The organism is Streptomyces sp. NPDC001851, assembly GCF_040297165.1.
In the GTDB taxonomy this organism is placed as follows: Bacteria; Actinomycetota; Actinomycetes; order Streptomycetales; family Streptomycetaceae; genus Streptomyces.
Map to the genome: position 1 here is coordinate 123,367 of NZ_JBEOYR010000025.1, position 10,616 is coordinate 133,982.

Consider the following 10,616-nt stretch of genomic DNA (forward strand, 5'->3'; position numbering starts at 1 on the left):
AGGGCTGCGGGCCTATCTGATGATCGCCGGGATGTGGATCAGGTCCACCATGGCCTACCGCGCCTCCTTCGCGATGACCACGTTCGGCAACTTCTCGGCGACCTTCTTCGACTTCGTCGCGATCATGCTGATGTTCTCGCGGGTGGACACCCTCGGCGGCTGGTCGCTGCCCGAGGTGGCGTTCCTGTACGGCCTGTCCGGTACGGCCTTCGGGCTGGCCGATCTGGTGATCGGGTCGATGGAGCGGCTGGGGCGGCGGGTGCGCGACGGCACGCTGGACACGCTGCTGGTGCGCCCGGCGCCGGTGCTGGCGCAGGTGGCGGCGGACCAGTTCGCCCTGCGCAGGCTGGGCCGGGTGGTGCAGGGGCTGCTGGTGCTCACCTGGGCGCTGCTCCGGCTCGACGTCGCCTGGACGCCGCTGAAGCTGCTGCTGATGCCGGTGATGGTGGTGAGCGGCTGCGGGATCTTCTGCGCGGTGTTCGTGGCGGGGGCGGCCTTCCAGTTCCTGGCGCAGGACGCCTCCGAGGTGCAGAACGCCTTCACCTACGGCGGTACGACGCTGCTGCAGTATCCGCCGACGGTGTTCGCGAAGGAGCTGGTGCGCGGGGTGACGTTCGTGCTGCCGCTGGCCTTCGTCAACTGGCTGCCCGCGACCTATGTGCTGGGGCGGCCGTATCCGCTGGGGCTGCCGCGGTGGACGGCGTTCGCACCGCCGCTGGTGGCGGTGGGGTGCTGTGCGCTGGCGGGGCTGGCCTGGCGGGCGGGACTTCGTTCGTACCGGAGCACAGGGAGCTAGCGTGAGCGACTTCATCGCCGTCGAGAGGGTCGAGAAGGTCTTCGAGGTGCGCAGGAAGACCGGGTTCCTGAAACGGGAGCGGCGCGAGGTGCGGGCGGTCGACTCGATCTCGTTCACCGTGGCGCGCGGGGAGATGGTCGGGTACATCGGGCCGAACGGCGCCGGGAAGTCGACGACGATCAAGATGCTGACCGGCATCCTGACGCCGAGCGCGGGACGGCTGCGGGTGGCGGGCATCGACCCGTCGAGGGAGCGCAGGCTGCTGGCGCACCGGATCGGGGTGGTGTTCGGGCAGCGTACGACCCTGTGGTGGGACCTGCCGCTGATCGACTCCTACCGGCTGGCGCACCGGATGTACCGGATCCCGGACGCCCGTTACCGGGAGAACCTGGACCGGCTGGTGGAACTCCTGGACCTGGGTTCCCTGTTGGACGTGCCCGTGCGGCAGCTGTCGCTCGGGCAGCGGATGCGCGGGGACATCGCGGCGGCGCTGCTGCACGATCCCGAGGTGCTCTACCTGGACGAGCCGACGATCGGCCTGGATGTGGTGTCCAAGGCCAAGGTGCGGGGCTTCCTGCGGGAGTTGAACGCCGAGCGCGGGACGACCGTGCTGCTGACCACGCACGACCTGCAGGACATCGAGCAGTTGTGCTCGCGGGTGATGGTGATCGACCACGGGCGGATGATGTACGACGGCCCGCTCGCGGGGCTGCACGAGGCCGGGGAGAGCGAACGGACGCTGGTGGTGGACCTGGAGCGGGAGCTGCCGCCGGTGCGGGTGCCGTCGGCGCGGGTGGTGCGGGTGGAGGGGCCGCGGCAGTGGCTGGCGTTCCCGGCGGGGCGGTCGGCGGCGCCGCTCGTCGCGCATCTCGCGGCGGAGTATCCGCTGGTGGACCTGTCGGTGCGGGAGCCGGACATCGAGGCGGTCATCGCGAAGATGTACGCGGAGAAGGCGGTCTCGTAGGCTTCTGTCATGACCGACGACGCAAGTGGGGACCTCCGGGCGTCCGACAACGACCGTGACCGGGTCGCCGAGGTCCTGCGGGACGCCCTGGCCGAGGGCCGGCTCGACATGGCGGAGTTCGAGGAGCGGCTGGAGGCGGCGTACAAGGCCCGTACCTACGGCGAGCTGGCGCCGCTCACCCGGGATCTGCCGACGGCCGGCGCGGTGGCGTCCCCCGCTCCCGTCTCCTTCGTCAAGGAACCTGCGGCGAGCGCGAGTTGGGCGCCGCGGATCGTCGGGGGCGAGGGGTCCTCGACGGGCGCGGTCGCCATCATGTCGGGGTTCCAGCGCAAGGGCCGCTGGACGGTGCCGAAGCTGTTCAACTGCTTCGCGTTCTGGGGCGGCGGCGAGATCGACCTGCGGGAGGCGGACTTCGCGGACCGCGAGGTCCAGATCAACTGCGTGGCGATCATGGGCGGCGTCCAGGTCATCGTGCCACCGGGGGTCGAGGTCGTCGTCCGCGGCATCGGCGTCATGGGCGGCTTCGACCACCCCAGGGACGACGGCCCGCCCGAGCCCGGCGCTCCGCGCGTGGTCATCGGCGGGTTCGCCTTCTGGGGCGGGGTCGCCGTGGCGCGCAAGGTCACGCGGGCGGAGCAGAAGCGGCTGAAGGAGCAGCGCCGTCAGGAGAGGCTGGAGCGCCGGGAGTCCCGGCGAGAGCTGGGCTGAGGCGCGCCCCGCGGGGGCACGGGGCCGGGCCCCCTACTTCGTGCACACCTTGGTCAGTTCACCGGCCGCGTCCGTGACCGGCCCCACGTCCGGTGACTTGTCGCCGTTCTTGATGGCGGTCCGTACGTTGTCCACGGCCTTGTTCACGTCGTCGACCGCCTTGTTGACGTCGGCGTTGTCCGTCTTGTCGCCGATCTTCCCCAGGTTCTTCTCGATGGAGTCGAGCGAGGCGTCGGCCTGGGCGGGGTCGTTGGCGGCGCTCTCCACGGCCTGCTGCAGGCCGGTGACGCTGTCGGCTATGGAGTCGGCGGTCTGGGCGCAGTCCAGGGCCTTGTTCACAGCGTCGCAGCCGGTGGTGAGGCCGGTCGTGAGCGCGGCGAGCGCGACGGCGGCGACGGCGGTGAGACGGCGTCGGCTGACGGCCATGGTGGTGGTTCCCTCCCTGGTAAGGCTGTGCCGTACCGGTAGGACGCCGAGGAGGGCGCACGGGTTGCCCGCGCGCCCTCCTTTTGTTGGGCCGCCCTTTACTTTGCGAGCGTGGCTTCGAGGGCCGCGCGCTGGTGGGCGGCGAGTTCGGCGCAGCCGGTGACGGCGAGGTCGAGCAGGGCGTTGAGTTCCTCGCGGGCGAACGGCTCGGCCTCGGCGGTGCCCTGGACCTCGACGAAGCGGCCGTCGCCGGTGCAGACGACGTTCATGTCGGTCTCGGCGCGCACGTCTTCCTCGTAGCGGAGGTCGAGCAGCGGGACGCCGCCGACGATGCCCACGGAGACCGCGCTCACGGTGCCGGTGAGCGGCTGGCGGCCGGCCTTGATCAGCTTCTTGCCCTGGGCCCAGGCGACGGCGTCGGCGAGCGCCACATAGGCGCCGGTGATCGCCGCCGTACGGGTGCCGCCGTCGGCCTGGAGGACGTCGCAGTCGAGGACGATGGTGTTCTCGCCGAGCGCCTTGTAGTCGATGACGGCGCGCAGGGAGCGGCCGATGAGCCGGGAGATCTCGTGGGTGCGGCCGCCGATCCTGCCCTTGACGGACTCGCGGTCGCCGCGGGTGTTGGTGGCGCGGGGCAGCATGGCGTACTCCGCGGTGACCCAGCCCTCGCCGCTGCCCTTGCGCCAGCGCGGGACGCCCTCGGTCACGGAGGCGGTGCAGAACACCTTGGTGTCGCCGAAGGAGACGAGGACGGAGCCCTCGGCGTGCTTGCTCCAGCCGCGTTCGATGGTGACCGGGCGAAGCTGTTCGGGGGTACGGCCGTCGATGCGAGACATGCCGATGAGCCTATCCGCACCTGCGAAAGGGGCTCCTCCCGCGTCGGGAAGAGCCCCTTACAGGTGACCCCGGCCGGAGACGGGGTCTCACATCATGTCTTCGATCTCCGCGGCGATCGGGTCGGCGTCGGTGCCGATGACGACCTGGATGGCGGTGCCCATCTTGACGACGCCGTGGGCGCCGGCGGCCTTCAGGGCGGCCTCGTCGACCAGCGAGGCGTCGGACACCTCGGTGCGCAGCCGGGTGATGCAGCCCTCGATCTCCTCGATGTTGTCGATGCCGCCGAGGGCGGCGACGATCTTCTCAGCCTTGCTGGCCATGTTCCCTCTCCCTGATCCGAACCGCTTTGTCGCAGTAACCCACAGTTGGCCCATCTTCGCGAGCGGTCATGCCGTACGTGCCGAATGATGGCGATCACCACAGCGGAACCGTCCGCGAACTGGTCTACACCACACGGGGGACGGTCGCCAAACCGCGCCGGAGTCGAGTGGCCGGGAGGACGTCATGAGCGCGGAGAGCGCCGGCAGCCCGCAGGACACGGCCCCTCCCGCACGGGAGCACTGGAACCGGCTGTTCCAGGGCCTGCAGAAGATGGGCCGCAGCCTGCAGCTGCCGATCGCGGTGCTGCCGGCCGCGGGCATCCTCAACCGGCTGGGCCAGCCGGACGTGTTCGGCGACCAGGGCCTGGGCTGGACGGACGTGTCCAGGGTGATGAAGGGCGCGGGCGGCGCGCTGCTCGACGGCTCCCTCGGCCTGCCCCTGCTGTTCTGCGTCGGCGTGGCGATCGGCATGGCGAGGAAGGCGGACGGCTCCACCGCGCTCGCCGCGGTCGTGGGATTCCTCGTCTACTACAGCGTCCTGCACCAGTTCCCCGAGCGGTGTCCGGGCGGCTCGAAGGCACTGCCGGACATCGGCTGCCAGGTGAGCGTGGGGGCGGGCGTCGGCGCGGTGACGCCGTTCACCTTCCAGAACCCCGGCGTGTTCGGCGGCATCGTCATGGGTCTGCTGACGGCCTTCTTCTGGGCCCGTTTCCATCGCACCAGGCTGGTGGACTGGCTGGGCTTCTTCAACGGCCGCCGGCTGGTGCCGGTCATCATGGCGTTCGTCGCCATCGGCTTCGCGGCGCTGTGCCTGTGGATCTGGCCGCCGATCGGTGCCGGCCTGGAGAGCTTCGGCCACTGGCTGCGGGACGCGGGCGCCTGGGGCGCCGGCGTCTTCGGGGTCGCCAACCGCGCCCTACTCGTCATCGGCCTGCACCAGTTCCTGAACGTGCCCGTCTGGTTCCAGTTCGGCACGTACACGCCGCCGGGCGGCAAGCCGGTGCACGGCGACATCAACATGTTCCTCGCGGGCGATCCGCACGCGGGCCAGTTCACCTCGGGGTTCTTCCCGATCATGATGTTCGCGCTGCCGGCGGCGGCGCTGGCCATCACCCACTGCGCGAAGCCGCACCGCCGCAAGGAGGTCGGCGGTCTGATGCTGTCGGTGGCGCTGACGTCGTTCGTGACCGGCATCACCGAGCCGATCGAGTACTCGTTCCTGTTCGTCGCCCCCCTGCTCTACGCCGTCCACGCCGTGCTCACGGGTGTGTCGATGGCGGTGACCTGGGCGCTCGGGGTGCATGACGGCTTCAGCTTCTCGGCCGGACTGATCGACTACGTGATCAACTGGAACCTGGCGACGAAACCGTGGGCGATCATCCCGATCGGGCTGTGTCTCGCGGTCGTGTACTACGCCGTCTTCCGGTTCGCGATCACCAGGTTCGACCTGAGGACTCCGGGCCGTGAGCCGGAGGAAGAGGTCGAGGACACCACCAGGGCGTGACCTCTTACCACAGCGGCACGCCGCGTAGCGTGGCGGTAGCGGATTTCGTGGTTCCTTGTCCCGCCCCCATCGTGCTACAACAGGTCTACACCACTGGGTGGTGTAGACCACCAGCGATGGAGGAAACCAACCATGAGCACCGCCACCGCCACGGCGGCCCCCGCGAAGAAGCGGGGATCCGGCCTGTTCCAGGGCCTGCAGAAGGTCGGCCGCAGCCTGCAGCTCCCGATCGCCGTGCTGCCGGCGGCGGGCATCCTGCTGCGGCTCGGCCAGGACGACGTGTTCGGTAAGGACGGCCTCGGCTGGAACAAGGTCGCGGCCGTGTTCGCCACCGCCGGTGACGCCGTCTTCAGCAATCTGCCGCTGCTGTTCTGCGTGGGCATCGCCATCGGCTTCGCCAAGAAGGCCGACGGCTCGACGGCGCTGGCGGCGCTGGTCGGCTTCCTGGTGTACAAGAACGTGCTGACCGCGTTCCCGATCACCGAGGCCAGGATAACCAAGGGCGCGGACATCCCCGCCACGTACAACGACCCCAAGGTGCTCGGCGGCATCGTCATGGGTCTCATCGCCGCCGTCGTCTGGCAGCGCTTCCACCGCACCAGGCTGCCGGACTGGCTGGGCTTCTTCAACGGCCGCCGGCTGGTCCCCATCCTGATGGCCTTCATCGGCACCGGTATCGGCGTGCTCTTCGGTCTGGTCTGGGAGCCCATCGGCAACGTCATCACCGACTTCGGCAAGTGGATGACCGGCCTCGGCGCGGTCGGCGCGGGCCTGTTCGGCCTCATCAACCGCGGTCTGCTGCCCGTCGGCATGCACCAGTTCGTCAACACGGTCGCCTGGCAGGAGATCGGCAGCTACAAGGACTCCGCCGGTGCCCTGTGGCACGGTGACCTGCCCCGCTTCTTCCACGGGGACCCGACCGCCGGTCAGTTCATGACGGGCTTCTTCCCGATCATGATGTTCGCCCTCCCGGCGGCCGCCCTGGCGATCACCCACTGCGCCCGCCCCGAGCGCCGCAAGGCCGTCGGCGGCATGATGCTCTCCCTCGCCCTGACCTCGTTCGTCACCGGTATCACCGAGCCGATCGAGTTCGCCTTCATGTTCATCGCCCCGCTGCTCTACGCGATCCACGCGGTGCTCACCGCGGTGTCGATGGCGGTGACCTGGTCGCTGGGCGTGCACCACGGCTTCAGCTTCTCGGCCGGCGCGATCGACTACGTCCTCAACTGGGGTCTGGCGACCAAGCCGTGGATGATCATCCCCATCGGTCTGGTCTTCGCGGTGGTCTACTACGTGGTCTTCCGCTTCGCGATCACCAGGTTCAACCTCCCCACCCCCGGCCGCGAGCCCGAGGAGGAGGTCGAGGACCTCACCAAGGCCTGACGGCCGGCCCGTGGCGGTGCGGAAGGGCCCCGGAACCGTTCGGTTCCGGGGCCCTTCCGCACAGGGAGGACTAGATCTCGTACGTCACCCTCGGCGCCGCCAGTTCCACCGGTCCCCCGAACACCTCGCGGGCGTCGCGGAGGTTGACCTGCGGGTCGGTCCACGGCGGGATGTGGGTGAGGACCAGGCGGCGGGCGCCCGCGCGGGCCGCCGACTCGCCCGCCTCACGGCCGTTGAGGTGCAGGTCGGGGATGCTCTCCTTGCCGTGCGTGAACGCCGCCTCGCACAGGAACAGGTCGGTGTCCCGGGCCAGCTCGTCCAGGGCCTCGCTGACCCCCGTGTCGCCGGAGTACGTCAGCGACCGTCCGCCGTGCTCGATGCGGATGGCGTACGCCTCCACGGGATGGCGCACCCGCTCGGTGTGCACCGTGAACGGGCCGATCTCGAACGTGGACGGCTTCACGGTGTGGAAGTCGAAGACCTCGCTCATGGAGGAGGCGGAGGGGGTGTCGGCGTAGGCCGTGGTCAGGCGGTGTTCCGTACCCTCGGGGCCGTAGACCGGGATCGGGGCGCAGCGGCCGCCGTCGTGGCGGTAGTAGCGCGCGACGAAATAGCCGAGCATGTCGATGCAGTGATCGGCGTGCAGATGGCTCAGGAAGATCGCGTCGAGGTCGTAGAGACCGCAGTGGCGCTGCAGCTCGCCCAGGGCGCCGTTGCCCATGTCGAGAAGCAGCCGGAAGTCGTCGGCCTCGACGAGGTAGCTCGAACAAGCCGATTCCGCGGACGGGAACGACCCCGAGCAGCCGACGACGGTGAGCTTCATGAAGCAGAAACCTCCGTTGGCGGAAAGATCGAGCGAAGATCAAAAGGGCAGGAAACGGGGGTCGTGCGGTGCGTCGAGCGTAAGGCGCGAAAGCGCGGGTCGCTCCTCTGCCAGGGGCCGTTGTGGGCGAACTCACCTGTGCTGTCACCGGTTCGGCTGGACCCGGGGCGCAGAAGGATACGCAGAGGGCGCGCGATACTCGGCGCGCGCCGGTAACGTCGTCGTATGGACACGTCCTGGTGGCTGGCGCTCGCGGCGGTGGTACTGCTCGCCGTGGTCGCCACGCTCGTCGACGGCTGGGGAGGCGGTCGCCGGCCCGGCGGGCGGCGTCTGAGGCCCCCCGGCCGCGCGGGTGCGCGCCCGGCGCGGTCCGCCCGGCCGGCCCCCGGCGACATCTGGTGGGCGGACGTCCCCTACGAGGACCGCACCGACGCCAAGGACCGGCCCTGCCTGGTCCTGGCCGTGCGCGGGAACCGGGCCACGGTCGCGAAGATCACCAGTAAGTACCACGACGAACGCGCCGGGGTGATTCCGCTGCCCCCGGGCGCGGTCGGGGATGCCCGGGGGCGGCCCAGCTTCCTGGAGACCGACGAGCTCCGCGAGGTGCCGGTCGGCGACTTCCGGCGCCGGGTGGGTGTGGTCGACCCCGTTCTGTGGGACCAGGTACGGCACCTCGCGGGCTAGTCACTTCACGTTCACGGTGACCGTCCACTCCTGGATGCCCTTGCAGGAGACCTGGCCGGGCGCCGTCGGCTGGGCGCACAGCGGGCGGGAGGACGTCAGTTTCTCGGTTCCCCGGGCCACCGCCTGGTACGCGGCCGAGGCCTGGCCCGGCAGGATGACGAAGCCCGCGTTGATGCCCTTCAGCGCGGTGCCGCTGGCCATGACCGGCTTCCAGGGGCGGGACTTGGTGCCGTCGAGGGCCAGGCGGACCTCGCCGCCCTTGGCCACGCAGACGGTACGGCCGTTGTCGGCGGCCTTGAGCTGGACGAGGGGGGCGCAGCCGCCTGTGCCCGGGGCGGAGGACGCCGGCGGTGACGCCTTGCCGGCGCTTCCGCCGTCCGTGCCGCTCTGGGAACCGCATCCGGCGAGGAGCAGTGCTGTCGCCGCGAGGGCGAGGGATGTCGTCGTACGGCGCATGGGGTTCGCCTTTCTCTGCCGTGGCCGCACGGGGTCGGCCGCCTGGTGCAGATGTGACGTGCCGGCACGACGAAAGGATCCCGCACGCGGAAGGTTTCCGCGTGCGGGATCACTCTGTCCGGGTGCGGGGGTCAGCTGGTCGTCAGGGCGGTGTCGTCCACGACGAAGCTGGTCTGCTGCGAGGAGTCCTCCACGCCGTTGAACTTCAGGGTGACCGTCTGGCCCGCCAGCGAGGACAGGTCGAAGGTCTTCTGCGCGTACCCGGAGGCGGCGTTGAGGTTCGAGTACGTCGCCAGGGTGGTCGAACCGGCGGTGACCGTCAGCTTGTCGTACGCGGTGCTGCCGGTCTCGGCGGTGTCGATGTGCAGGTAGAAGGTGAGCGTGGCCTTGCAGCCGGCCGGGATCGTCACCGACTGGGACAGCGTGTCGGTGTGCGAGGAGCCGTAGCCGTCGAGCCAGGCGTAGTACGAGCCGCCGTGGGCCGCCTCACCGGAGTCGTTGGTGACGACCCCGCTGGACGTGGTCCAGGTGGTGCTGCCCGACTCGAAGCCCGGGTTGCCGAGCAGCTGCGCCGAGGTGCAGCCGCCGCCGGAGGAGCCGACGGTCCAGGTGAAGGAGGTGGAGCCGGAGGCTCCGGTGGAGTCCTTCGCGGTGACCGTGACCTGGTAGGTGCCCGCGGTGGACGCCGTACCGGAGATCAGGCCGGTGGAGCTGTTGATGGACAGCCCGGTCGGCAGGCCGGAGGCGCTGTAGGTGAGGGCCGCGCCCGCGCTGTCGGTCGCCTTGATCTGCAGGCTCACCGAGCTGCCCGTGGTGGTCGACTGACTGCCGGGGTTGGTGACGCTCACCGTGTTGCCGCTGGAGCTGCCCGAGGTGAAGGCGGCGGTGCCGTTCGGGGTGCCCCAGCCGGTCGGGCCGTCGTAGCCGGTGCCCGCGGTGCAGAAGTACGAGGTGGAGCAGGAGCCGTTGCTGCCGCTGGTCACGTCGTACAGGTTGGACGTGTGGGAGTACGGGTACTTCGCCGGGTAGTCGCTCGCGCCCGGGGTGCCCGCGAGGGCGTAGACGCCGGCGACGATCGGGGCGGCGGCGCTGGTGCCGCCGTAGACCGCCCAGCCGGAGCCGCCGTAGGTGTCGTAGACCGCCACGCCGGTGGCCGGGTCGGCGACCGCGGAGACGTCGGCCTCCATGCGCTTGGCGCAGCCGGAGTCGGTCTGCCAGCTCGGCTTCGGGTCGTAGGCGGAGCAGCCGGAGCCGGTGCCCTCGGTGGAGTTGGTGTGCCACACCGACTCGCTCCAGCCGCGGGAGTTGGAGGCGGTGGTGAGCGCGGTGCCGCCGACGGCGGTCACGTACTGGGAGGTCGCCGGGTACTCGGCGCCGTAGGCGGAGTCACCGGAGGAGACGGTGATCGCGACGCCCGGGTGCTTGAAGTACTGGGTGTCCTCGGTGGTCTGGGACGAGGACTCGGAGCCGCCCCAGCTGTTGGAGACGACCTTGGCGCCGAGGGAGACGGCCTCGTTCTCGGCGATGCCGAGGTCGGTGTCGTTCGCCGAGTTGGCCTCGACCAGGATGATGCTGCAGTTCGGGCAGACGGCGCTGACCATGTCGAGGTCGAGCGCCTCCTCACCGGCCCAGCCGGTGTCGTTGGTCGGCAGCTGGGTGGTGGAGCCGGTCTGGCTGACCTGCTTGAAGCAGCCGTTGGCCTTGGTGCAGGCGGA

At 70.3% G+C, this 10,616-nt stretch carries 12 protein-coding genes; 6 read left to right on the forward strand and 6 right to left on the reverse strand.

Translation table 11 applies throughout. The annotated features are described in order from the left end of the window. The first annotated feature begins 19 nt into the window (after nucleotides 1-19). Genes ABT171_RS31325 through ABT171_RS31335 form a run of 3 tightly spaced genes read left to right on the forward strand, consistent with a single transcriptional unit; the run spans nucleotide 20 to nucleotide 2,468 of the window. Complete coding sequence (locus ABT171_RS31325) at nucleotides 20-796, forward strand: ABC transporter permease (protein WP_351249761.1); 777 nt, start codon at nucleotides 20-22, stop codon at nucleotides 794-796. Nucleotide 797: 1 nt separating this feature from the next. Next, nucleotides 798-1,760, forward strand: a complete 963-nt coding sequence (locus tag ABT171_RS31330) for an ABC transporter ATP-binding protein (RefSeq protein WP_351249733.1) — start codon at nucleotides 798-800, stop codon at nucleotides 1,758-1,760. Nucleotides 1,761-1,769: 9 nt separating this feature from the next. After that, the gene (locus ABT171_RS31335; RefSeq protein ID WP_351249735.1) at nucleotides 1,770-2,468 is read left to right on the forward strand and encodes a DUF1707 SHOCT-like domain-containing protein; all 699 of its coding nucleotides are present in this window, start codon (nucleotides 1,770-1,772) and stop codon (nucleotides 2,466-2,468) included. Between the two features lie 33 nt (nucleotides 2,469-2,501). Here ABT171_RS31335 and ABT171_RS31340 read toward each other — a convergent pair whose 3' ends face one another. The 3 genes from ABT171_RS31340 to ABT171_RS31350 form a co-directional block, all read right to left on the reverse strand. Next, the gene (locus ABT171_RS31340; RefSeq protein WP_351249737.1) at nucleotides 2,502-2,894 is read right to left on the reverse strand and encodes a hypothetical protein; all 393 of its coding nucleotides are present in this window, start codon (nucleotides 2,892-2,894) and stop codon (nucleotides 2,502-2,504) included. Between the two features lie 98 nt (nucleotides 2,895-2,992). Further along, the gene (gene rph, locus ABT171_RS31345) at nucleotides 2,993-3,730 is read right to left on the reverse strand and encodes a ribonuclease PH (protein WP_351249739.1); all 738 of its coding nucleotides are present in this window, start codon (nucleotides 3,728-3,730) and stop codon (nucleotides 2,993-2,995) included. An 87-nt stretch (nucleotides 3,731-3,817) separates the two neighbouring features. After that, nucleotides 3,818-4,051, reverse strand: coding sequence for a PTS sugar transporter subunit IIB (locus ABT171_RS31350; RefSeq protein WP_351249741.1), 234 nt, complete (start codon nucleotides 4,049-4,051; stop codon nucleotides 3,818-3,820). Between the two features lie 184 nt (nucleotides 4,052-4,235). Here ABT171_RS31350 and ABT171_RS31355 point away from each other — a divergent pair, with 184 nt between their 5' ends. Continuing rightward, nucleotides 4,236-5,555, forward strand: coding sequence for a PTS transporter subunit EIIC (locus tag ABT171_RS31355; protein ID WP_351249743.1), 1,320 nt, complete (start codon nucleotides 4,236-4,238; stop codon nucleotides 5,553-5,555). Nucleotides 5,556-5,687: 132 nt separating this feature from the next. Then, nucleotides 5,688-6,938 carry a PTS transporter subunit EIIC gene (locus ABT171_RS31360; protein WP_351249745.1) on the forward strand — a complete coding sequence of 417 codons (1,251 nt, stop codon included), beginning with the start codon at nucleotides 5,688-5,690 and terminating at the stop codon, nucleotides 6,936-6,938. A 70-nt stretch (nucleotides 6,939-7,008) separates the two neighbouring features. Here ABT171_RS31360 and ABT171_RS31365 read toward each other — a convergent pair whose 3' ends face one another. After that, on the reverse strand, nucleotides 7,009-7,761 hold the full coding sequence (locus tag ABT171_RS31365) for an MBL fold metallo-hydrolase (RefSeq protein ID WP_351249747.1): 753 nt from the start codon (nucleotides 7,759-7,761) through the stop codon (nucleotides 7,009-7,011). A gap of 225 nt (nucleotides 7,762-7,986) precedes the next feature. On the opposite strand from ABT171_RS31365, the gene ABT171_RS31370 reads away from it, so the two are divergent. Next, the gene (locus ABT171_RS31370; RefSeq protein ID WP_351249749.1) at nucleotides 7,987-8,445 is read left to right on the forward strand and encodes a type II toxin-antitoxin system PemK/MazF family toxin; all 459 of its coding nucleotides are present in this window, start codon (nucleotides 7,987-7,989) and stop codon (nucleotides 8,443-8,445) included. Here the strand turns inward: ABT171_RS31370 and ABT171_RS31375 are convergent, their stop codons facing one another. Together ABT171_RS31375 and ABT171_RS31380 are read right to left on the reverse strand one after the other, a co-directional pair. Next, complete coding sequence (locus tag ABT171_RS31375; RefSeq protein WP_351249751.1) at nucleotides 8,446-8,901, reverse strand: hypothetical protein; 456 nt, start codon at nucleotides 8,899-8,901, stop codon at nucleotides 8,446-8,448. Nucleotides 8,902-9,032: 131 nt separating this feature from the next. Next, on the reverse strand, nucleotides 9,033-10,616 hold a 1,584-nt coding region (locus ABT171_RS31380), incomplete at its 5' end, for a putative Ig domain-containing protein (RefSeq protein WP_351249753.1).

Bases quoted from the DNA above. Each gene is read 5' to 3' on its own strand.
- ABT171_RS31325 (WP_351249761.1), top strand. From the start codon at position 20: ATGATCGCCGGGATGTGGATCAGGTCCACCATGGCCTACCGCGCCTCC.
- ABT171_RS31335 (WP_351249735.1), top strand. From the start codon at position 1,770: ATGACCGACGACGCAAGTGGGGACCTCCGGGCGTCCGACAACGACCGT.
- ABT171_RS31340 (WP_351249737.1), bottom strand. From the start codon at position 2,894: ATGGCCGTCAGCCGACGCCGTCTCACCGCCGTCGCCGCCGTCGCGCTC.
- rph (WP_351249739.1), bottom strand. From the start codon at position 3,730: ATGTCTCGCATCGACGGCCGTACCCCCGAACAGCTTCGCCCGGTCACC.
- ABT171_RS31350 (WP_351249741.1), bottom strand. From the start codon at position 4,051: ATGGCCAGCAAGGCTGAGAAGATCGTCGCCGCCCTCGGCGGCATCGAC.
- ABT171_RS31355 (WP_351249743.1), top strand. From the start codon at position 4,236: ATGAGCGCGGAGAGCGCCGGCAGCCCGCAGGACACGGCCCCTCCCGCA.
- ABT171_RS31360 (WP_351249745.1), top strand. From the start codon at position 5,688: ATGAGCACCGCCACCGCCACGGCGGCCCCCGCGAAGAAGCGGGGATCC.
- ABT171_RS31365 (WP_351249747.1), bottom strand. From the start codon at position 7,761: ATGAAGCTCACCGTCGTCGGCTGCTCGGGGTCGTTCCCGTCCGCGGAA.
- ABT171_RS31370 (WP_351249749.1), top strand. From the start codon at position 7,987: ATGGACACGTCCTGGTGGCTGGCGCTCGCGGCGGTGGTACTGCTCGCC.
- ABT171_RS31375 (WP_351249751.1), bottom strand. From the start codon at position 8,901: ATGCGCCGTACGACGACATCCCTCGCCCTCGCGGCGACAGCACTGCTC.